General features: G+C 73.5%; 7 protein-coding genes. 3 read left to right on the forward strand and 4 right to left on the reverse strand.

All coding sequences use genetic code 11. The features are described from left to right. Positions 1–51: 51 nt before the first annotated feature. Positions 52–14,622 (reverse strand): SDR family NAD(P)-dependent oxidoreductase, encoded by a 14,571-nt coding sequence (locus ABWI07_RS36405; RefSeq protein ID WP_353821338.1) that lies wholly within the window; start codon positions 14,620–14,622, stop codon positions 52–54. A gap of 181 nt (positions 14,623–14,803) precedes the next feature. Between ABWI07_RS36405 and ABWI07_RS36410 the strand changes: the two genes are divergently transcribed. Both ABWI07_RS36410 and ABWI07_RS36415 read left to right on the forward strand, forming a co-directional pair. After that, positions 14,804–15,826, forward strand: coding sequence for a 3-oxoacyl-ACP synthase III family protein (locus ABWI07_RS36410; RefSeq protein ID WP_235036473.1), 1,023 nt, complete (start codon positions 14,804–14,806; stop codon positions 15,824–15,826). Positions 15,827–15,839: 13 nt separating this feature from the next. Next, a complete protein-coding gene (locus tag ABWI07_RS36415; RefSeq protein ID WP_149256768.1) occupies positions 15,840–17,570 on the forward strand; it encodes a 3-hydroxyacyl-CoA dehydrogenase family protein in 1,731 nt (576 codons plus the stop codon). Positions 17,571–17,582: 12 nt separating this feature from the next. On the opposite strand, the gene ABWI07_RS36420 is transcribed toward ABWI07_RS36415, so the two are convergent. Continuing rightward, entirely contained in the window at positions 17,583–20,354 is a 2,772-nt protein-coding gene (locus ABWI07_RS36420) for a helix-turn-helix transcriptional regulator (protein WP_353821339.1), read from the reverse strand. Between the two features lie 372 nt (positions 20,355–20,726). Here ABWI07_RS36420 and ABWI07_RS36425 point away from each other — a divergent pair, with 372 nt between their 5' ends. Beyond that, positions 20,727–21,788, forward strand: coding sequence for a sensor histidine kinase (locus ABWI07_RS36425; protein ID WP_353821340.1), 1,062 nt, complete (start codon positions 20,727–20,729; stop codon positions 21,786–21,788). Positions 21,789–21,808: 20 nt separating this feature from the next. On the opposite strand, the gene ABWI07_RS36430 is transcribed toward ABWI07_RS36425, so the two are convergent. Together ABWI07_RS36430 and ABWI07_RS36435 are read right to left on the reverse strand one after the other, a co-directional pair. Further along, positions 21,809–22,471 carry a response regulator gene (locus tag ABWI07_RS36430; RefSeq protein WP_149256765.1) on the reverse strand — a complete coding sequence of 221 codons (663 nt, stop codon included), beginning with the start codon at positions 22,469–22,471 and terminating at the stop codon, positions 21,809–21,811. A 361-nt stretch (positions 22,472–22,832) separates the two neighbouring features. Beyond that, on the reverse strand, positions 22,833–23,399 hold the full coding sequence (locus ABWI07_RS36435) for a flavin reductase family protein (protein WP_353821341.1): 567 nt from the start codon (positions 23,397–23,399) through the stop codon (positions 22,833–22,835). Between the last annotated feature and the right edge of the window lie 8 nt (positions 23,400–23,407).

The following is a 23,407-nucleotide window of genomic DNA, read 5'->3' on the forward strand; positions in this document are numbered from 1 at the left end:
AGGGGGCGGCACGCCGAGAACTGGGGGCACGGAGCACCGCCCTCGGGCCGCTTACAGGCCGAGTTCGTTGCGGACGAAATCCAGCACTTCGGTGGAGGAGGCGGCCGCGAGCCGCTCCCCTACGCCGTCGTCGTGAACCTCCGCGGCGCCCTCGGGTGCGGACCGCGCCCGCCATTCCTCCAGCAGCCGCTCCAGCCGGGCCGAGATCATGGCGCGCTCCTCCTCCGCGGCCCTGGAACCGGCGCGCGCCATCGCCTCCGCCAGCCGGTCCAGGCCGCTGAGGACCGCGTCGGCCGCGGACGGGGCGCTCGGCGCCAGCGTCTGGCAAAGGTGTTCGGCCAGCGCGGTCGCGGTCGGATGGTCGAACACCAGCGTCGCGGGCAGCCGGGTGCCCGCCGCGGCGCTCAGCGCGTTGCGCAGCTCGACCGCGCCGAGGGAGTCCACGCCCAGCTCCTTGAAGCTGGCCTCGGCGTCGACAGCATCCGCGGACGCGTGACCGAGAACGGCGGCAAGGCACTCCCGGACCTCCCGCACCATGACCTCCCGCATCCGCTGGGGCGGAAGGTCCGCCAACCGCCGGGCAAGGGACCCGGACGCGCTACTTCGCACCGAGCCGCCGGCGGCACGGCGGAGCGGAGCCTGCGTCCCCTCACCTGCCCGCCAGGGCGCGAGGTGCGCTGGGACGAGGACGGCGTCCTCCCGTTCCAGGGCATGATCGAACAGGGCGAGCGCCTCGGCCGACGGCATCGGCCGGATGCCCAGTCGCCCCATCCGGTCACGGTCGGCGTGGTCGAGGTCGGCGGTCATCCCGCTGCCGTGCTCCCATAGCCCCCATGCCAGAGAGACCGCCGGGAGCCCCTCGGCACGGCGGCGCGTGGCGAGGGCGTCGAGCACGCGGTTGGCCGCCGCGTAGTTGCCCTGGCCTGGTGTTCCCAGCACGCCGGCGACGGAGGAGAACACCACGAAGGCGGTGAGGTCCAGCCCGCGGGTCAGCGCGTCCAGATGCAGCGCCGCACCGGCCTTCGGGCCGAGCACCCGGGCCAGGCGCGGCGGGGTGAGGGAGGCCACCACCCCGTCGTCGAGGACGCCCGCCGCATGGACGACCGCGGTGAGCGGGCGGTCTCCGGGAATCTCCGACAACAGCCCGGCCAGGGCGTCGCGGTCTCCGACGTCGCAGGCCCGCACCGTCACCGAGGCACCGAGGGCCCGCAGGGCGTCCGCCAGTTCCACCGCGCCCTCGGCGTCCGGCCCGCGCCGGCCGGCGAGCAGGAGGTTGCGCGCACCGTACCGTGTCACCAGGTGGCGGGCGACCCGGCCGCCGAGGGCGCCGGTGCCGCCGGTGATCAGGACCGTGCCCGCGGGATCGGGCCGCCGCGGCACGGTGAACACGATCTTGCCTACGTGTCCGCCGCGTCCCATGTGCCGCATCACCTCCGGTGCGGCACGCAGGTCGTGGACCTCGACGGGAGGCGGGCGCAGCGTCCCCCGCTCCAGCAGATCCACGACCTCGGCCAGGATCTCGCCGAGTCGTTCCGGAGACGCATCGCGCAGGTCGAAGGCGCGGTAGGTCGCATCCGGGCGGAATGCGGCCGCTTCGGACGGGTCGCGCAGATCGGTCTTGCCCATCTCCACGAACCGGCCCCCGGGCCCGAGCAGTCCCATCGAGGCGTCCACGAACTCGCCCGCGAGAGAGTTGAGCACTACGTCCATGTCCGCCGGGGCGAACTCCCGCGCGAAGGACAGGTCGCGGGAGGACGCGCGGTGCGCGGCGTCCAGGCCGAGCCCGGCGAGAACCCCCTGCTTGCCCGGGCCTGCGGTGCCGTACACCTCGGCCCCCCAATGCCGGGCGAGCCGGACGGCGGCCGTCCCCACCCCGCCGGCGGCGGCGTGCACCAGGACGCGCTCTCCCTCATGCAGGCCCCCCAGATCGCGCAGGCCGTAGTAGGCGGTCATGAACGCCACGGGCACCGCGGCGGCCCGCTCGAACGACCAGCCGTCCGGGATGGGCACGAGCAGCCGGTGGTCGGTCACCGCGACGGGCGCGAACCCCTCGTCCAGCAGACCCATGACGCGGTCGCCCGGGGCGATCCCGGTCACGCCGGCACCGACGTCCACCACTGTTCCGGCGCCCTCGCTGCCGAGCGCGGCGGAGCCCGGGTAGACCCCCAGGGCGATCATGACATCGCGGAAGTTCAGACCGGCCGCGCGGACGGCCACTCGCACCTCGCCGGGCCCGAGCGGTCGGCCGGTGCGCTCCGACACCGTCGGACGCACGCCGGACGGTGAGCCCGGCTCGACCGGTGCCAGGTGCCAGCCCGTGTCCCGGGGCAGTTCGAGCCGCTCCCCTGTTTCGGCGCGGATGAGACGCGGCGCCCGCACGCCGCCTTCGCGGACCGCGAGGCAGGGTTCGCCGGGATGGGAGGCCGCGCGCGCGGCATCGGCGAGGGCGGCGGCCTCGTCCCGTTCGCCGCTGTCGACCAGGACGAAGCGTCCGGGGTTCTCGGCCTGGGCGGACTTCACCAGTCCCCAGGCCGCCGCGGCGGCCAGGTCCTCGGCGGGCTCTTGCGGCCCGGTGGCGACGGCCCGGCGGGAGACCAGCGTCAGAGGGACCCCGGACAACCGGTCCTCCGCCAGCCATCCCTGCAGCAGCGCAAGGACCTCGGCCGTGGTCGCCTGTACGGCCTCGGGAAGGTCCGAGGCTCCGGCGCGATCGGCGAGCAGTACCGCGACGCCGGTGCCGGCGCTCCCACCGATATCGCCCCCCAGTTCCGCCGGGTCGGGCCACTCATCAGGCCCGAACGCGGTCCCACGCTCCGCCGTCTCTGCCTTCTCTGCCGGCGCCGGCGGCAGCAGAGCCCACTCCTCGCGGAACAGCGCCGCGCCCTCACCCGTCGATGTGGCCGCGAACTCGCCGGGCGGGGCCTCCCGAAGCGAGAGGGACTCCACGGCGAGAACCGGCTCGCCGGCCGGATCGGTCAGCAGTACCCGGACGCTGTCCGGGCCCGTGCGCGTCAGGCGCACGCGCAGCGCCGTCGCCCCCAGCGCGTGCAGCGTCAGGCCGTGCCAGGCGAACGGGAGTCGGGGCGCCGTTCCTGGTTCGGCACGCACGAGCAGATGCAGGGAGGCGTCCAAGAGCGCCGGGTGCACGCCGAAACCTCCGGGATCCTGATCGCCTGGCAGGGCAGCCTCGGCGTACAGGTCGTCGCCGTGGCGCCACGCGGCGGTGAGCCCGCGGAACGCCGGGCCGTAGTCGTATCCGGCGGCGGCCGCCTCCTCGTAGAACCCGTCCAGGTTCAATGGCTCGGCGTCGGCCGGAGGCCAGTCGTCGAGCCGCTCCGGCAGGGCGCCCTCATCGCGCCCCACCATGCCCTGGGCATGGCGCGTCCACGCGGCGTCGCCATCGGCCGGACGTCCGTAGACGGCGATCGGGGCGTCGCCGGACTCGTCCTCCTCGCCGACGACGATCTGGAGCCGGATCCCTCGGCCCCCCGGGAGCGTCAACGGGTGTTCGAGGACCAGTTCGGCAAGGCGTGGGCGCCCGGTCTCCTCCCCGGCACGCCGGGCCAGGTCGGCCAGCGCCGCGCCTGGGACCAGGACGGTCCCGAGCACGGCATGGTCGGAGAGCCAAGGGTGCTCCCGGACGGACAGGCCGCCAGTGATCACCGTCTCGCCCGAGCCGGCATGCGTCATCCGCGAGGCCAGCAGAGCGTGCCCGTCGATCCGTTCGCCCGGCCCGCCGCGGTCCGCGCCGGGTGCCGCCTCCAGCCAGAGGCGCCGCCGCTGGAAGGCATAGGTGGGGAGGTCGACCCGCCGCACCGGCCCTGCGGGCAGGAACGCGGCCCAGTCGACGTCGTGGCCTCGGACATGGGCGGCGGCCACGGCGGACGCCAGGGTGCGGTCGGCCGGCCGGTCGGCACGCCCGGTCGGGAAGAGGACGGCCTCCTCCGGTCGCAGCAGGCAGTCCGGCCCGAGCGCACTCAGCACCGCGTCGGGTCCCAACTCCAGATACTCCCGGACGCCTCGGGCTTCTAGGGCGCGCATTGCGTCGGCGAACCGCACCGGCGCGCGCACCTGGCGCACCCAGTACCCGGGGTCGCGGACGTCGCCGTCGGACGTTGTGACGATGGGGATGGCAGGGTCGCCGTAGCTCAAGGAGGCGGCCACCTCGGCGAACCGCTCCAGCATGGGTTCCATGCGGTGGGAGTGGAAGGCGTGGCCGACGCGCAGCCTCCTGGTCTTGCGGCCGGAGGCGGCCGCTTCGGCCTCGACCTCGGCGACGGCGTCCTCCTCCCCGGACACCACGACCGCGGACGGGCCGTTCACCGCGGCGATCGACACACGCCCGGAGCGCTCCCCGATCAGGTCCAGCACATCCCGCTCGCTCATCCGCAGGGAGACCATCGCACCGCCGGGCGGCAGCTCCTGCATGAGCCGTCCCCGCGCCGCGACCAAGGCGCACGCGTCCTCCAGGCTCAGGACTCCCGCGACGTGCGCGGCGGCGACCTCGCCGATGGAGTGTCCGGTCACCGCGTCGGGGACCAGGCCCGCGCTTTCCAGGAACCGGTGGAGCGCGACCTCCAGCGCGAACAGCCCCGCCTGGGTGAAGACGGTCCGGTCCAGCAGCCCGGTCTCGTCGTCGGTGTCGAACACGACGTCCTTGACGTTCTGGCCGAGCCGTTCGGAGACGCCCGCGCACACCTCGTCGAACGCGGCCGCGAAGACGGGGTGCTCCCGGTGCCATTCGCGTCCCATGCCCTGCCGCTGGGATCCTTGGCCGGAGAACAGGTACGCGAGCCGTCCGTGCGTACGAGCGTTGCCGGTGACGACGTCCGGGCCGGGCCGCCCCGCGGCGAGCGCCGCGAGCGCGGTCTCGGCCGCGGTGCGGTCCTCGGCGAGGATGACCGCGCGGTGCGTCAGGGCGGCCCGGCCCGTCGCGAGTGCCTTGCCGACGTCGGCCAAGGAGGCGTCCACGCCCCCGGCCTGGAGGAATTCGCCGAGGCGGCCGGCCTGCGCCCGCAGCCCGCCGACGCCCTGTCCCGAGATGGTCCAGGGCACCAGCGACGGGCCCGAGGCGGCGTCGTCGGCGTCGCCGGCGTTGTCCGCGGGTCGGGCTTCGGGCGCCTCCTCCAAGACGACGTGGGCGTTGGTACCGCTGATGCCGAAGGAGGACACGCCCGCCCGGCGCGTCCGTCCGCCGGGTTCCCAGGGGACCGGTTCGGTCAGCAGCCGCACCGCGCCCGACGACCAGTCCACGTGCGGGGTCGGCCGGTCCACATGGATGGTCCGCGGAAGCAGTCCGCGGCGCAGCGCCATCACCATCTTGATCACGCCCGCGATCCCGGCCGCGGCCTGCGGGTGGCCGAGGTTGGACTTCACCGAGCCCAGCCACAGCGGCCGGTCCCGCGGCCGGTCCGGGCCGTAGACGTCCAGGACGGCCTGCGCCTCGATCGGGTCCCCGAGGGTGGTGCCGGTGCCGTGCGCCTCGACCGCGTCGATGTCGGCGGAGGCGAGCCCGGCCGCGGCGAGCGCCTGCTGGATGACCCGCCGCTGCGAAGGGCCGCTCGGGGCGCTGATGCCGTTGCTGGCCCCGTCCTGGTTGGTCGCCGAGCCGCGGATGACCGCAAGCACCGGGTGGTCGTTGCGGAAGGCATCGGAGAGACGTTCGACGAGGACGATCCCGACGCCCTCGGACCAGCCCGCGCCGTCCGCGGCGGCGGCGAACGACTTGCAGCGCCCGTCGGGCGCGAGCCCGCGCTGCCGGCTGAACTGGACGAACATTCCGGGGGTGGCCATGACGGTGACCCCGCCCGCGAGGGCCAGTGAGCACTCTCCGGAGCGCAGAGCCTGGCCGGCCAGGTGCAGTGCCACCAGGGAGGACGAGCAGGCGGTGTCGAGCGTGACCGCGGGCCCCTCCAGGCCCAGGGTGTATGCGACCCGGCCCGACACCACGCTGCCCTGGGCGCCGGTGGTCAAGTAGCCCTCGACGGCACCGGGCACCTCACCGAGGCGCGAGACGTAGTCGTGGTACATCAGCCCGGCGAACACCCCGGTCCTGCTTCCCGCGAGAGAGCGAGGGTCGATCCCGGCCCGCTCTATCGCCTCCCACGACGTCTCCAGCAGGAGCCGCTGCTGAGGGTCGATCGCGAGCGCCTCGCGGGGCGGGATGCCGAAGAAGCCGGGATCGAAGTCCGCCGCGCCGTCAAGGAAGCCGCCCTCTCTGGCGTAACTGGTGCCCGGATGGTCGGGGTCGGGGTGGTAGAGGGCGTCGAGATCCCATCCACGGTCGCCGGGGAAGGCGGACACGGCGTCGCGGCCCGCGGCGACCAGGTCCCACAGATCCTCCGGCGAGCACACCCCGCCGGGATAGCGGCACGCCATCCCGATGACGGCGATCGGCTCGGCGGACGGCGGACGCGGGGCGAGGCCGGCGGCCGCCGGGACTCCGGCATCGCCGGGCGCGCCGTCCAGTGTCGCGTGGAGGAGCCGGGCCACCGCCTTCGGCGTCGGGTGGTCGAACACCAGCGTCACCGGCAGCCTGACACCGGTCGCGGCCGACAGGCGGTTACGGAGTTCCACTCCGGTGAGCGAGTCGAATCCGAGTTCCTTGAAGGCGTGCTCGTCCGGGACGGCGTCGGAGGACTCGTGCCCGAGGACCTCGGCGGTCAAGGACCGCACCAGGTCGGCCAGCTCCCGCTCCCGCTCGCGCGGCGGAAGGTTCGCGAGGCGGGCGAGCGGCGAGTCCGGTGCGGTGCCGGGCAGGTCGGCGGCCGCGGTGGCGGCCCGGCGGCGGGCGGGCGCCCCCGCCAGGTCCCGCAGGGGTGCCGCGACCGTACCGTCGGCGACGCGGGCGCGTACCGCGGCGGTGCTCAGTCGCGCCGCGACCAGGAACGCGTCGTCGCGGGCGAGGGCGGCGTCCAGCAGCCGCAGACCGTCGCCGGTGGGCAGCGGGAGGACTCCCGCGCGTCCCAGCCAGGACAGGTCCCTGTCGGCAAGGTGCCCGGTCATGCCGCTGCGCTCCTCCCACAGGCCCCAGGCCAGCGAGGTGGCGGGCAGGCCGCGCGCACGGCGCCGCTCGGCGATCGCGTCGAGGGCTGCGTTGGCGGCGGCGTAGTTGCCCTGGCCCGGGTTCCCGAGCACACCCGCGACCGAGGAGAAGAGCACGAACATCGACAGGTCGAGGTCCCTGGTCAGTTCGTCCAGGTGAAGGGCGGCTTCCACTTTGGGACGCAGGACGCGGTCGAGGCGCCCGGGGGTCAAGGACCCGATCAGCCCGTCGTCGAGTGCGCCCGCGGCGTGCACCACACCGCGCAGCGGACCGTCCTGCTCGATCTCGGCGACGAGCCGCGCGAGCGCCGCGCGGTCGCTCACGTCGCAGGCCCTGATCCAGGGCCGGGCGCCCATGCCGGTCAGCTCCGCGGCGAGCTCGCGCGCGCCGGGCGCGTCGATGCCCCGGCGACTCGCCAGCAGCACCCGCCGCACACCGTGGCGGGCCACGAGGTGTCGGGCGACGGCGGCGCCGAGGGTCCCCGTCCCGCCCGTGATGAGGACGGCGTCGTCGGGGCCGAGTTCCGGAGGCGGCCCGGCCGCGGGCTCGGCGCGGACCAGCCGGGGCACCGAGACCGCACCGCCGCGAACGCGCACCCGCGGCTCACCGGTGGCGAGGATCGCCGGCAGCAGCGGCCCGGCCGAGCCGGGGTCGTCGGTGTCCACCAGGACGAACCGGCCGGGATCCTCGGCCTGGGCCGAGGCGACGAGGCCCCCGGCCGCGGCACCCGGCACACCGCCCGTGGTGATCACGACGACCGTCCCGGGGTCTCCGGCGGGCGGCGGCTCGGTGAGGGCGGACAGCACGCGAGCGGTCGCCGTACGCACGGCGCGCGCAACAGCCGCGGCATCCGCGTCCTCACCTGGCTCGCTCACCAGGACGGTCCTCGGTCCGGTGCCGCCGGACGCGGTCAGGTGCAGCGGCGACCAGGCGAGCGTGTAGAGGTCGCGCCGGGCCGGCGCCTGGGCGGCGGAAGGGCCGGACCGCGGCATCGGCCTCAGCCGCAGCGCGGCCACGCGCGCGACAGGCCGTCCTTCCTCGTCGGACATCGCCAGGGACACCCCGTCGTCGCCGGCCGGGGCCACGTGCACCCGTAGCGCCGCCGCGCCGTCGGCGCTGAGCGACACGCCCTCCCAGGCGAACGGCAGCCAGACCCGGTGGTCGGCCGCGACGTCGCTCAGCCCGACGACGGCATGCAGCCCGGCGTCGAGGAGGGCGGGATGGAGGGCGAACCGTCCCGCGTCAGAGCGCACGTCCGCCGGAAGGGCCACTTCGGCGAAGACGTCGCGGCCGGCCCGCCATGCCGCGCGCAGCCCCTGGAACGCCGCGCCGTACTCGTAGCCGATCTCGGCGAGCCCGTCGTAGAAGCCGTCGAGGTCGATCGGTGCGGCGTTCGGCGGCGGCCACGCCCCGGGCTCGCGTCCCGCGGGCTCCGACGGCGCTCCCGTGAGGACGGCGGTCGCATGCCGTGTCCACGGCGCGTCGGGCGAGGTCCGGGAGTGGACTCGCACCTCCCGGCAGCCCGCTTCGTCCGGTGCCTCGACCACCACCTGCACGTACGCGTCCTGCCCTGCCGGCATCTCCAGCGGCGATTCCAGGACCAGGTCGGCGATCTCGCAGAGCCCCACCGCGTCCGCCGCCCGGACGGCCAGCTCGACGTAGGCGGCGCCCGGCAGCAGGACCGTTCCGTGGACGGCGTGGTCGGCCAGCCAGGGATGGGAGGTGAGCGACAGCCGCCCCGTGAGGGTGACCGGGCCGTTTCCCGCCTGCCTGATCACCAGGCCGAGCAGCGGATGACCCGCCACCTCGACGCCCTCTCCGGGCGCGTCGCGCAGCGGGCGCCCGGCCGGCGCGAGCCAGTAGCGCCGGCGCTGGAACGCGTAGGTCGGCAGGTCCGTGGCCGCACCGCCGGGCACGAGCGCCGCCCAGTCCACCGCGACGCCCCGCACGAAGCCCTCGGCGGCCGAGCGCAGCAGCCGGGCGAGGCCGCCCTCCTCGCGGCGCAGCGAACCGGTGGCCACGACCGGGACATCGGCCTCGTCGGCGATCTCGGCGATGTTGGGGACCAGGATGGGGTGCGGGCTGCACTCGATGAAGGCCCGATGGCCCTCGGCGAGCAGGCCGCCGATCGCCCCGGCGAAATCCACCGGACGGCGCGCGTTGTCGAACCAGTACTCCCCGCCCAGCGCCGAGGTGTCCATGACCCCGCCCGTGACGGTTGAGCAGAACGGAACCTGCCCCGCGGCCGGGGCTACTGGTTCCAGGAGGTCGAGCAGTTCCCCGCGTAGTGGATCGACCTGCGCGCTGTGCGAAGCGACCGTCCCCGCCACGACACGCGCACGGATCCCCCGCTCCCCGCACAGCACCACCAGCTCATCCAGCAGGTCCTCCGGACCCGCCACCATCGTGGCGCCCGGCCCGTTGGCACCCGCCAACGACAGCGCCCCGCCCCACCGCCCGATCAACTCCTCGACCGCGGACCGCCCGGCCGCGATGGCGGCGACCGCTCCGTGGCCGACAAGCGCGCGAGCGAACAATCGCGAGCGCAACACCACGACCCGTACGGCGTCGTCGAGCGAAAGCGCGCCGGCGACGTACGCGGCGGCCACCTCACCCTGCGAATGACCCACCACCGCACCCGGGAGGACGCCGAGGGAAGCCCAGATTCGGGCGATTCCGACCATCACGGCGAACAACAGCGGCTGGAGAACCTCGATACGCGCCAGATCCGCCTCATCAGCCCGCTCCAGCACCTCCCGCAACGACCAATCCACATACCGCGACAGAACGAGCTCGCACTCCTCCACCCACCCCCCGAACACCTCCGACGAATCCAGCAGCTCACGCCCCATCCCCACCCACTGCGACCCCTGCCCCGGAAACACCAGAACCGGACGACCCACCTCCACGGCCGTACCCGAGACCACTTCGGCGCTCGTGTCGCCATTGGCGAGAGCGCGGAGTCCGGCGGTCAGTTCCTCGGCTCCGGCCCCGAGGACGACGGCGCGGGCGGGCAGCAGGGCACGGGTGCGGGCCAGTGACCACGCCGCGTCGCCGATGTCGAGTGACGCGGCCGTCCCGGCCAGACGCGCCGCCTGGGCGCGGACCGCGGCCCCGTCGCGGCCCGAGATCACCCAGGGCACCACCTTTGCGGGCCTGTTCGAGACGCCGCCACCGGGCCGCACGGACGGCCGCCCGGCCTCGGCGTCGGGTGCCTGTCCGGGGATGTCGGGCGCCTGTTCGAGAATGAGGTGCGCGTTGGTCCCGCTGATTCCGAACGACGAGACCCCCACGCGGCGCGGGCGCGCGTCGTCCGGCCACGGCATTCGTTCTGACAGGGGTCGCACGGCGCCGGACGACCAGTCCACGTGGGGTGTCGGTTCGGCCGCGTGCAGGGTCCGCGGCAGCATCCGATGGCGCAGTGCCTGCACCATCTTGATGACGCCCGCGACGCCGGCGGCGGCCTGCGTGTGCCCGATATTGGACTTCACCGACCCCAGCCACAGCGGCCGTTCCGCCGCGCGATCGCGCCCATAGGCCGCAAGCAGGGCGCGTGCCTCGATGGGATCGCCGAGCCGCGTACCCGTCCCGTGCGCTTCCACCGCATCCACCTCGTCAGGAGCCACTCCCGCGTCGGCCAGCGCATGGGCGATCACGGTCTCCTGCGCGGGGCCGCTGGGGGCGCTGAGGCCGTTGCTGGCGCCATCTTGGTTGGTCGCCGACCCGCGTACCACCGCGAGCACATGGTGACCGTGGCGCCGGGCGTCCTCCAGGCGCTCCAGTACCACCATCCCCACACCCTCGGACCACCCCGCACCGTCCGCCCCGGCACCGAACGCCTTGCAGCGGCCGTCAGGGGACAGGGCCCCCTGACGGCTCAACTCGACGAACATCCCTGGGGTCGCCATCACGGTGACGCCGCCTGCCAGAGCCAGCGAGCACTCGCCCGACCGCAGCGCACGCCCCGCCAGGTGCATCGCCACCAACGACGACGAACACGCCGTGTCCACCGTCAGCGCAGGCCCCTCCAGACCGAACGTGAACGCCACCCGACCGGACACGACGCTTGGTGTGCTGCCGGTCAGCAGATGCCCTGCGACTCCTTCACCGCCTTCGTGGAGACGAGGGCCGTAGTCCTGGAAGGTGGTGCCGACGTAGACGCCGGTGGACGAGCCGCGCAGCGACAGCGGATCGATCCCCGCCCGCTCCAGGGCTTCCCACGACGTCTCCAACACCAGCCGCTGCTGCGGATCCATCGCCAGCGCCTCACGGGGCGAGATCCCGAACAACCCCGCGTCGAACTCCCCCGCGTCGTACAGGAAGCCGCCCTGGCGCACATAGCTGCGTGCTCGCGAGTCCTCGTCGTCCGAGAACAGTTCCTCCAGGTCCCATCCCCGGTCAGAGGGGAATTCGGAGATCGCGTCGATCTCGTTGGAGACGATGTGCCACAGGTCTTCGGGAGATCCGACGCCCCCCGGGAAGCGGCAGGCCATGCCGATGATGGCAAGCGATTCGCCGGCCGCCGGCGTGCCCACGGCGGCATCCGCGCGAGCGCCGTCCCGGCCGGTGTCCTCCAGTTGTCCCTTGATGAAGTCGGCGACCCGATGGGGCGTGGGGTGTTCGTAGAGGAGCGTCGCGGGAAGCGCGAGGCCGCTCGCCGAGGCGATGCGGTCGCGCAGTTCGACTCCGCTGAGGGAGTCGAAGCCGAGTTCGCGGAAGGAGATGACCGGATCGACGTCGTCCGCGCCCGAGTGCCCGAGCACAGCCGCGGCGTGCGTACGCACCCAGGTGAGCACCGTCCGGGCGCGCTCCTCGCCCGTCCGCCCCTTGAGCTTCTCGGACCAGCCGCCGGGGCGACCGTCGGTGACCGGCGCCTCGGGCCGGCCGGCCGGGGCCTCGACGGGAGCCGGCTCCCCTGACCCGAGCATCTGGGGAACGTTGTCGAGCCAGTGGCGCCGGCGCTGGAAGGCGTAGGTCGGCAGCGGGACCGGACGGCTCGGCTCGGCGCCTAGGACGGCCGTCCAGGTCGGCTCGACACCGCGCACGTGCAGCGCGGACGCGGCCCGCAGGACCTCGTCTCGTTCGGGGCGTCCTGGGCGCAGCATGGGAACGAACGCGGCCTCGGCACCGGAGGCGCAGTCCCGTGCCATGCCTGAGAGCACTCCGTCGGGCCCGAGTTCCAGGAAGGTGGTGGCGCCCTCGTCGAGGAGGCGGCGCACTCCGCTCGCGAACCGCACGGTCTCCCGGGCGTGGCGGACCCAGTACGCGGGTGAACCGAGCGTCTCGGCCGGAAGCAGATCGCCGGTCACGTCGGAGACGATCGGGATCCGAGGTGCCCGGAACTCCAGCCCGGCCGCGATCGCTTCGAACTCGCCGAGCATCGCGTCCATGTGGACGGAGTGGAAGGCGTGGCTCACACGCAACCGCTTGGCCTTGCCCCCCGCCTCCCGCCAGCGGCGCGCGATCTCTTCGACGGCGGGCGCGTCACCGGAAACGACGGTGGCCGCCGGGCCGTTCAGCGCGGCAATGTCCACCTGTCCCCGGTGCGGCTCGATCAGGGCGGCCACCTCCTCCTCACCGCCGTCCAGCGAGGCCATGGCACCGCCCTCGGGCAGGGCCTGCATCAGCCGTCCGCGTGCCGCGACGAGGACGGCGGCGTCCGGCAGGCCGAGGACGCCCGCCGCGTGTGCCGCGGAGAGTTCGCCGATCGAGTGCCCGAGCAGCCGGGCGGGACGTACGCCCCAGTCCTCGACCAGCCGGAACAGGGCGGTCTCCAGGGCGAACAAGGCCGCCTGGGTGTACATGGTCTGGTCGAGCAGCGCCGACTCGGGGGTACCCTCGCCGGCGAGGACGATCTCGCTGAGCGGGCGCTCAAGGTGCCGGTCCAGTTCCCCGCACGCCGCGTCGAAGGCTGCGGCGAAGACCGGGAAGGCCGCACGCAGGCCGCCGCCCATTCCGGGCCGCTGGCTGCCTTGGCCCGCGAACAGGAAGACCGGCCCCGGCCCGTTCAGGCCGTCGCGGACCGGACGGTCCCCCTCGACGAGCGCGGCCGAGGGCTCGCCCGCCGCCAGCGCCGCCAGCCCCGCCGCGGCCACCTCGGGTGCGGGCGCGAGGACCACGGCACGATGCTCGAAGGCCGTCCGCGTCGTGGCCAGCGCGAGCGCGAGGTCGAGCGCGTGCTCCCCCGCAGGCATCGTTTCGATCCGCCGGCCGAGCCTCGCCGCCTGCTCGCGGAGTGCCTGCGACGTGCGCGCCGACAGCAGGTACGGCAACAGGACCGGCTCCTGAGGGCCGGGTCCGGGCTCCGGTGGACGCGGCCCTTCCTCCAGCACCAGGTGGCAGTTGGTGCCCCCCATGCCGAAGGAGCTGACGCCCGCGATGAGCGGCCGGTACGTGTCGGGCCAGTCCTGCCACTCGCCGACCACCCGCAGGTTCAGCTCGTCCATGGGGATCCGCGGATGCGGCTCGGCGTAGTTGAGGCTGGCCGGAATGCGCCGGTGCCACAGCGCCAGTGCCGCCTTGATCAGTCCGGTCACTCCGGCCGCGCCCTCCAGGTGACCGACGTTGGTCTTGGCCGACCCGACCGCCAGCGGCCGGTCCGCCCGCCTGGACCGCCCTATGACCGCGCCCAGTGCCGCCGCCTCGACCGGGTCGCCGAGCCGGGTGCCGGTCCCGTGCAGCTCGACGTACTGCACGTCCGCCGGATCCACGCCTGCGGCCGCGTAGGCGGCGGCCAGCACCTCTTCCTGCGCGGACTGGTCGGGCACCGTCAGCCCGTCGCCGCCGCCATCGTTGTTGACCGCGCCACCGCGAATCACGCAGTACACCCGGTCTCCGTCGGCGACCGCGCGTTCCAGCGGCTTGAGCACCACGACCCCGCCGCCCTCCCCACGCACGTAGCCGTTGGCGCGCGCGTCGAAGACGTGGCATCGGCCGTCGGGCGACAGGGCCCCGAACCGGGCCGTGCCGAGGGCGCTGTCGGCGGCGAGGTTGAGGTTGACGCCTCCGGCCAGCGCGAGCTCCGACTCCCCGCGGCGGAGGCTGTCGCAGGCGGTCCGCACCGCCACGAGCGACGACGACTGCCCCGAGTCGAGCGTGAGGCTCGGGCCGCGCAGCCGCAGCAGGTACGACACCCTGTTGGCGATCATGCTGCGGTGCAGGCCGGTGACGGTGTGCGCGGTGACGGCGCCGAGGCCGCCCCGGCGGGTCAGCGCGGCGTAGTCGTCCCAGATGGCGCCGAGGTGCACCGCCACCGGGCGGCCGGCCAGCCGTCCCGGGACGATCCCCGCGTCCTCCAGTGCCTCCCAGCTCAGCTCCAGCGCGAGCCGCTGCTGCGGGTCCATGGCGGCGGCCTCGCGGGGCGCGATGCCGAAGAAGGCCGCGTCGAACTCGTCCACCCCGTCCAGGAAGCACGCCCGGCGCGGCAGATCCGGGTGCCGCTCCTCGCTCGCCCAGCGCCCGGGCGGGACGTCCCGGACGGCGTCCCGGCTCTCCGCCAGCATCCGCCAGAACGCCTCCGGATCGGCCGCGTCGGGCAACCGGCAGGCCATTCCGACGACGGCGACCGACTGGTCCATAATTGCGTCCATTCTTTATCGCCAACGAGTTCGGATATTCGCGCACCAGGGCGCCGAGAAAGGAGTCAAAGAAGATGATAGACACCCCTATGCGGGCGGCACAGCCCCTAATCCGCCTTTCTAGTCCCCTATTCAGGTCAGCATTTCCCGGTTGCCGCATTTTCCGGCTTAGCGTGGTGGGGTGGCGATAAACCCGCCCGCGGGTCCGCGGGACATCGGAATAATCGGGACCGGTTCGTACCTGCCGGGCGAGGCCGTGTCGAACAGCGACGTCGGCGCCCTGTGCGGCGCGAGCGAGGAATGGATCCTCCGCAAGACCGGCATCACCGGCCGCCACTACGCCGCCGCACACGAGGCGTCCTCCGACCTGGCGGTCCGGGCGGGCGCGGCGGCGCTCGCCGACGCCCGGACCGGCCCCGGCGGGATCGGCCTGATCGTGGTCGCGACCTCCACTCCCGACCATCCGCAGCCGGCCACGGCGTGCCTGGTGCAGGACCGGCTCGGGGCGCGCGCCGCGGCCGCGTTCGACCTCAACTCGGTGTGCAGCGGCTTCGTCTACGCGCTCGTCGCCGCGGCCGCCCTGCTGGCGGCCGACCCGCGTGCGGGCCGCGCCCTGGTCATCGGCGTGGACGTCTACTCGCGCATCATCGATCCGGCCGACCGGCGCACGGCCGTCCTGTTCGGCGACGGCGCGGGCGCCGCGGTCATCGGACAGGTCCCACCGGGCCGGGGCCTGCTCGGCTGGCGCCTGGACAGCCACGGCGAGCACCACGCCATGATCGGCGTCGAGGCGGGCGGCAGCCGGACTCCTGCCAGCTCCGAAACGGTGGCCGGCGACCGCCACCGATTTCGGATGGACGGGCGTGCCGTCCGCAGATTCATCGCCGACGAACTGCCTGCCGCGATTCGCGCCCTGGTCGCCGATCTGGAGATCGCGCCCGAGGAGATCGACCATCTCATCCCCCACCAGGCCAACGACGTCCTGCTCGGCGAGGTGTTCCCGTCCCTCGGGCTGCGTCGCGCACGGATGCACCGGCCGGTCGCCGCGCACGGCAACACCGGGGCGGCGTCGATTCCGGTGGCGTTGGACCTCGCGAACCGGGCGGGCGAGCTCGGCCACGGCGACCTGGTGATGCTCGCCGGTTTCGGAGGCGGCATGTCCCTCGGCACCGCTCTGCTGCGCTGGAACGCGCCCCGTCCCTGAAAGGAAGTCCGCGATGACCCAGCCCCTCACCTCCGCCGCCGTGATCGGCCCCGGTACGGCGGGCTCCGCACTGATCGCGGCGTTCGCCGCCGGAGGGCTCGACGTCGTCGCGGTCGCGCGCGACGAGGCCGCCGCGGCGCGTGGGCGCCGCCGCGTCCTGACGCGGCTCGGCGGCGAGGCCGAGGCGGCCCGCAGGGTCGAGTTCACCACCGATCCCGGCCGCGCGACCGCGTGCGAGCTGGTGGTCGAGGCCCTCCCGGAGCGGGACGGCCTGAAGGACCGGGCGCTCGTCCGGCTCGGGGCGGCCTGCGCCGCCGAGGCCGTCCTGGCCACCACGGCGACCGGGGCATCGGTCACCCGGCTCGCCTCCGTCTCGGGACGCGTGGACCGCCTGATCGGCATCCGGCCCGCCGGGACCGCTGCGCTTCCCGCCCTGCTGGAGATCGTCCACACGCCCTTCACCGATGCGGCGGTGCGCGCGTGGGCGGAGGCGATGGCGGAGGCGCTCGGCATGGACCGGGTCATGGTCGGCGACCGGCCCGGCCACATCGGAGGCGGCCTGGTGTTGGCCTACCTCAACGCGGCCGTCCGGATGCGGGAGCGCCGGTACGCCTCTCCGCGCGACATCGAGACCGCGATGATGCTCGGCTGCGGGCTGCCGCGCGGACCGCTCGCCGAACTGGACCGCATCGGCCTGGACACGGCGCTCGACGCGCTCACGGAACTTCACGACAGGACGGGCGAGAGCCGCTACGCGCCGGCCCCGCTGCTCCGCCAGATGGTCGCCGCGGAGATGCTCGGCGAGAAGTCCGGCCGGGGCTTCCTCGTCGGCGCCGCCCCGGACCGCGGCCCCGTCGCGCACCCGGATCCAGTCGTCCCGCCCGCGACCTCCGCCGTGGGAATACTCGGCACCGGGACCATGGCGACCGGGATCGCGGAGGTGTGCGCACGTGCCGGGCATTCCACGGTCCTGGTCGGCCGGACCGAGGTCCGGGCCAAGGAGGCGGTCGCCGCGGTGGAGCAGTCGATGCACCGCGCCGCCTCGCGGGGCCTCGCGAAGCCCGGCGAGGTCGAGGCGGCGGTCGCGCGGCTCAGCGGGGCGGCGGACGCTTCGGCGCTCACCGCGTGCGACGTCGTCATCGAGGCCGTCACCGAGGACGCGGCGATCAAGAGGGAGGTCTTCGCCTCACTGGACCGCGTATGCCGCCCTGGGGCGCTCCTCGGCACGACCACCTCCAGCCTGCCCGTGATCGGCTGCGCCATGGCCACCGGACGCCCGGAACAGGTCGTCGGCCTGCACTTCTTCAACCCCGCCCCCCGCATGCGGCTCGTCGAGGTCGTCCGGACGGTCCGCACCTCCGACGAGGCCGCGCACCGAGCTCGCGCGTTCTGCGCCGCGCTCGGCAAGCAGGTCGTCGGCTGCACGGACCGGACGGGCTTCATCGTCAACGCACTGCTGTTCCCCTATCTCAACCAGGCCGCCCAGCTGCTCGCCGACGGGTACGCGAGCGCCGACGCCGTCGACCTGGTGATGTCCCGGGGCTGGGGGTACCCGATGGGCCCGCTCAGGCTGCTCGACACCATCGGCCTCGACGTCTCCCTCGCCATCCAGCGGAGCCTGCACGGCGCGTCCGGCCGTCCGGCCGACGCCCCGGCCCGGGACCTGCGCACGCTCGTCTCAGCCGGCCTGCTGGGACGCAAGAGCGGGCGCGGATTCCATCCGCACGGCGGAGCCGGACGCTGATTCCTCGTCCTGTCAGCCGCTCTTCGCGGCGGCCCGGAGGCTGGCCGACAGCTCGACGCGGCGCCGCACGTTCAGCTTGCGGTAGACCCGGGTGAGGTGCTGCTCGACCGTGCTGACCGTGATGTACAGGCGCTTGGAGATCTCGTTGTTGGTGAAGCCCTGAGCCGCCAGGACGGCCACGCGGCGCTCGGCCGCGCTGAGACCGGACTCGCTCCCGCCGCCCTCGCCGCCCGACCGGCGCACCGGCCTGCGGCGTGGCTGCAGGGCCCTGCGCAGCGGACCCGCCCCGCACTCGGTCGCCAGGTGCACGGCCCGGCGGGTCATCGCCTTGGCGGTTCCGACATCCCCGAGCCGCCGGTGGGCGTGGCCGAGGTCGGCGACCGCGCGGGCGAGTTCCAGGCGATCCCCGCACGCTTCCAGCACATTCACCGACTCCTGCAACAGCGACAGGCCGCGCCCCGCGTCGGCGGTCGCTGCCAGCAAGCGAAGGGACGACCCGTGCACCCGCGGGGCAGCGCCCGGGTCGACCAGGCCGAGTTGCTCCTCGACCATCTCCATGGCCTCTTCGGGGCGCCGGAGCTTCAGCAGCGCGGCCGCGCAGGCCGCCCGCCAGGGCACGACGGCGGGGCTGTCCATCCCCCATCCGCGCATGAGGTCGCCGCAGGCGCGGAAGTCCGCGAGCGCGGCCTCCACGCGGTCGGCGGCCAGGTAGTACCGCCCCCGCGCCTCCAGGTAGTGCAGCCCGACCGGGGTCTGGAACATGGTCCCGGGTATCCGGGCACCGAGTAGCTCTCCTGCCGCGTCCAGGTCGCCCATCGCGGTCCGCGCGTGCAGGACCGTGGCCAGAGGCGCCCCGATCGCCACGCCCCAGCCCGCCTCGCCGAGGCCGGCCAGCGCGGCGCCGCCCTGGTCGGCCGCCGCCCGCAGGTCCCCGCTGCGCAAGGCGATCTCCGCGCGGATCACGGTGAAGACGCTGCTCCAGGTCCTGGGCGCGGCGACGGCGCCGGCGCCGAGCAGACGGGTGCACCAGCGCGCGGCCGCGGGCAGCCGGTCGGCGAAGACGAGGGCGATCAGGGCCGCGGCCGCGCTTCCGGCCGAGGCGTCGTGCTGCCGGAAACGCTGGAGCACCTGCTCCGCGGCGGCCGCGGCCTCGTCGCCGGGGCCGCGGGTGAGGACCGCGCGCAGCGCGTCGGCCGCGATGACCTCCGGGCTGGTCCGGCTCGGCCCGGCCAGGTCCGTCGGCTCGGCCGCCTGGAACAGGGCCGGCCACAAGGAGGGCAGCCACATCCTCAGCAGGCCTGAACCGGGCCCCGGACCGGGGCCGGCTGTGTCCCGTTCGAGCGCGGTGAGCAGATCGTAGACCCCTCCGATGTCGCCATGCCACAGGAGGCAGCGCGCCGCGGCCAGGGCGGGCGCGACCGGCAGGCCGCGCCGGGCCGCCGGCTCCACTTCACCTAGGTGGACGAGAGCCTGCGCGGGGTCCTCATGCCATTCCGCCCGGGCGAGCAGGGCCTTGGCGACCGCCTTCTCCGCATCGTCACCGCTCAGCCGGTGGGCCGCCCGCAGGAAACGGACGGCGCGCCCGGTCCGGCCCTCACCGAGTGCGCGGTCCGCTGCCAGCCGCAGCACATTCCCCGCCCAGGGGCCGCCGCCCCCTGCCCCGCCCGCGGCCAGGTGCAGCGCGACCTCGGTGACGTCGCGCCCCGCGTTGTGCAGGGCCCGCGCGGCCCGGAGGTGCAGGCGGGCGCGCTCCGGCGGATCGATCTCGGAGAGCACGCACTCGCGGACGCCTGGGTGCCGGAAGCCGCCCGCCTCCAGCACCCCGGCGCGGTGCAGCCCGGCCAGCCGCCGGTCGATGACGTCGGCGGGCAGTCCGAGGACCGCCTGCCCCACCTCTGACGACGGAGACTCCCCCAGCAAGGCCAGACAGCGCGCGACGTCGGCCGTGTGGGGTTCGCCGCGTCGCAGGCAGGCCAGTACGGCCTGCAGATAGGAGTCGCCGATCACGGCCCCGGCGGGCGGGGCGCCCTCAGGTGCCCCGGCCGCCAGCCGTTCCGCGGCCCGATGATCGTCCAGGAGGGCGTTCACGAGCCAGGGGTTACCGCCGCTGAGCCGGTGGATCTCGGTGGTGAGGCCCACGATGCCGGCGTCGCCGCCGAGCCGGTGGCGCACGAGCCCGGCCACCCCCTCCGGCGTCAGCGGACGGACGCGCGTGGTGCGGGAGTGCGGCAGCCTGGTCAGCTCGGCGCACCACGGTTGGGCGATATGTTCCTCGCCGACGGCAAGGGCGATCAGGAGGTGCGCCGACGACGCACGCCGGGCGAGCCGGGCGAGCAGTTCCAGCGACTCGGCGTCCGCGTGCTGGGCATCGTCCACGCAGACGACAACGGGGCGGTGCTCGGCCAGCCGGAGCAGTGCGGCGCACGAGCCGCCCGGGGCTCTCCCGCCCTCGCCGGGCCGTCCGTCCGGTCCCGCCGCTGTCCGCGCCGACCCGGGAAGGTCGAGGAGCTGGTCGGCGACGCCATAAGGGGTGCCGCGCTCCACGGGCGCACAGGCGGCCCTCAGCAGGAGGGCTCCCGCGGCACCGGCCCGCTCACCGAGGGCGGTCAGCACCGCGGTCTTGCCGGTCGCGACGGGGCCGGTGACCAGCACGACGCCGCCGCGCCCGCGCCGCGCGGAACGAAGCATTTCCAGCAGGTGAACGATTTCATCATCCAGTTCGACCAATGTCATGACTACCCTTTGCACCTGAGAGCTTTCGAGGTAGATCGCTGTATCGAACATCGTTCATTGCGCGGGAGCACGCCCGCGCCGTGCCGGCGGCACCCGGCGATGCTAGGAGCTATCAAGATCGACTTTCAAGGGGGGCGATGCGAAAGTTGAAATGCACTACATCTTTGGTTCGCCGCCCTTGCCCTCTCGTCCCGCCCCGCAGAGGCTCAGAACGCATGGGCCCTCTCCTTCGGCCGGCCGGGCAAAGAGCCGGGCCGGCACCGCCACAAACGGAGGGTATCCCGAGAATGACCCAACGTGATCAGCGCCTCACTCAGGATGACATACCGGAACCCGCATCGCACCACTGGATAATGGTGCGATCTCAGTTAGACTTGCCGTGACCTGTCGAGTTATTCTCGAAGCGAACCGTTAGAAGGGCCGATGACTCCCGACGGCAAAGAACGCCAAACCGAGCCTATCGTCTTCTATCTGGAACGGCAGCACAAGAAGGGCGGCCGCCCTTCGCTCGAGCATGCCGGCGTAACGAGAAATGACCGGACCGCCAGGTCCGCCGACTCAAGACGGTGGCATGGGCGGGCTGGCGGGCTGCTCTCGCAAGTGGCGGCGGCCGTCCACGCCGGGACGCCCGAGGAGGACGCGGAACCGGCGTCCCGGCCCCCTTTGCGGACGCCGGAGGACAACGAGGCCATCGAGCTGTTCGACTGCGTCATCGGCGCTGTGACTAGGGCGACCGTGGACGCGGACACCGACCCCGCGGAGACCGCCCGGATCATGTCGCTGACGGCGCGCCGGCTCGTGCGCGCGGTCGTCGACGACCTGCGGCTGGAGGCTGTCACCTACGTCGAGGCGCTCATGGACGCCGTGCACGCGGAGAATCTGGCCGAGCGGACGCGCATCGCCCGGGAACTGCACGATCACATCGGCAATGGAATTTCGGGCGTCTACCGACAGCTCGACCTCTTCGACATCTATCGGGAGAGCAATCCGGCCAGGTCCGCCGTTGTCGTGGAGCGCGCACGCAGGGACGTCCGCAGCATCCTGGAGCGGCTGCAGTTCCTTCTTTCCGGGCTCCGCCTCACCGAAACGGCGCAGGGATTGGAACGTGCCCTCGCGGATTATCTGGATTCGGTCGAGGAACACGAGGTCGCGACCTCGCTGGAATTCAACGGCGACGAGAGCCGGATCAACGGCCATGCCTGCGAGCAACTCTTTCTCGTCATACGCGAAGCCGCCCGCAATTCCTTTCGGCACGCCGCACCGTCCCATATTTCGATCACCGTGTCCATCACATCGGACCAGGTCCAGGCGGCGGTCGAGGACGACGGCACCGGCTTCGACCCGTCAAGTTCCTCCCGGACCGCGAATGGTCTCGCGTCAATGCGGGAACGGATCGAAATGCTCGGCGGCCTCCTGAAGACCGACAGCGCCCCCGGGCAGGGCACCCGTGTCGAACTGCTCGTGCCCTTGCGGCACGAGCCCTGAGGGATCGGCGCGTACACCGATCAGCCGGGCCCCGGTTTGGGGACGCTGATGAGGGCCGCGGCCGACGCCTTGTTCACCGCGTCCAACCGCGAAACGGCCCCGAGCTTGCCGTAGATATTGCTCAGGTGCCGCTTCACCGTTCCCTCGGTGAGGCCGAGACGCCTGGCGATCTGGGTGTTGCTGTGCGCCTCGGCCGCGAGCTTGAGCACCTCCCACTCGCGCTGCGAGAGCACCCCTGGGGCGGTGTCGCCCTCCAGCTGCGCCAGGCTGGCCCGTGACACCGAGAGCAGGACGCGGTCGTCCCCGGTCCGCGCACCGCGCACCATGGAGATCAGCTCCTCCCGGCTGACGCTCTTGAGCAGGTATCCCCGGATGCCCGCGCGCAGCAGGCTGCGCAGGAAGTGCGGGCCCTCGTACATGCTCAGGATGATCACCTGGCTCTCTGGGGACGCCTCGTGCATCCGCCGGACGGTTTGGGTGACCTCCTCCCCCGGGATCTCGATGTCGAGCAGGACCACCTGGGGACGCCGCTGGCCGACCACCGCGACGGCCGACGCGCTGTCCCCCGCCTCACCCACGACCTCGATGTCACCGCTGGCGTGGAGGATCTCCTTCAGCCCCTCGCGGAACAGGTCGTGGTCGTCGACGACCACCACGGTGATCGATTCGGACACCAGCGTCATCGCCGTCCTCCCCCGGGATTGCCGGCACCCGGCGACCGGGTTCGCGTCACCGCCCCCACCCGCCCCGGAGACACCGCACCCCGCCGCGACGTTCCAGCCGCGAGGTCCTCTCGCGGGGTTCGTTCTCGGAGACGTCTCCGTCCCCCGACTCTCATTATGATCCAGCAGGTCGGCCACGCAAGGTTTCTGTTGCCTCCCCGTCCTCTGGCCGCACCGAGGCGACTCCGGTGTCGCGGAAGCCCGCACGCCCCGGACCGCGCACGGTTCGCTCAGCGGCGGCTCCGCTCTATCAAGAACGGAACATGTCGGACAATCCTCATCCGCTGCAGAGAACTGTGAACCCATGGGGAGCGAGTTGTCTTCAGGTGGCGACATCGGGGCCGAGGTGGTTCGCATGCCAGCAGCCGTATTGCTGTCCCCAATAAACCATCGGGCCGTCCTCCGTGGCCGAGGTGAGGTCGCCGTGAGTGACCAGCCCGACCAGGATCGCATGCGAGCCGGCCGCGACGTCGGCGATGAGCCGGCAGTCGACGAACGCCAGGGCATCCTCGGCCAGCCAGGGAAGGCCCGAACCGGGACTGGGCCGCCAGGCGAGCGCACCGAACTTGTCGGCGGAGGCGGACGCGAACACGTCCGAGACGGCCTCGCTGCCCGCCCGCAGGAGATTGACGACGAATCCGCCGCTCCCACGGATCGCGGACAGGCTTCCGTTGGCCTGGTTGACGCAGACCAGCATCGTTGGCGGATCCATCGACAGGCTCGTCACCGCGCTGCACGTCAGCCCGCGCGGTACGGCGCGGGCGTCTAGCGCGGTGACCACCGACACGGCGCTCGGGAACATCCTCATCACGCCGCGAAACTGCTCCCTCGCCACGCCGGGTTCGGGCATCCGGATCGTGGTGCGATAGGGAACGGACCAGTCGTCCATTGAGCCTT

Origin of the sequence: Actinomadura sp. NPDC000600, from assembly GCF_040492135.1 — a bacterium.
Taxonomy (GTDB): domain Bacteria; phylum Actinomycetota; class Actinomycetes; order Streptosporangiales; family Streptosporangiaceae; genus Spirillospora.

Excerpts from the sequence above, each read along its gene's own strand:
- ABWI07_RS36405 (WP_353821338.1), bottom strand. The coding sequence starts at position 14,622 with ATGGACCAGTCGGTCGCCGTCGTCGGAATGGCCTGCCGGTTGCCCGAC.
- ABWI07_RS36415 (WP_149256768.1), top strand. The coding sequence starts at position 15,840 with ATGACCCAGCCCCTCACCTCCGCCGCCGTGATCGGCCCCGGTACGGCG.
- ABWI07_RS36420 (WP_353821339.1), bottom strand. The coding sequence starts at position 20,354 with ATGTTCGATACAGCGATCTACCTCGAAAGCTCTCAGGTGCAAAGGGTA.
- ABWI07_RS36425 (WP_353821340.1), top strand. The coding sequence starts at position 20,727 with ATGACTCCCGACGGCAAAGAACGCCAAACCGAGCCTATCGTCTTCTAT.
- ABWI07_RS36430 (WP_149256765.1), bottom strand. The coding sequence starts at position 22,471 with ATGACGCTGGTGTCCGAATCGATCACCGTGGTGGTCGTCGACGACCAC.
- ABWI07_RS36435 (WP_353821341.1), bottom strand. The coding sequence starts at position 23,399 with ATGGACGACTGGTCCGTTCCCTATCGCACCACGATCCGGATGCCCGAA.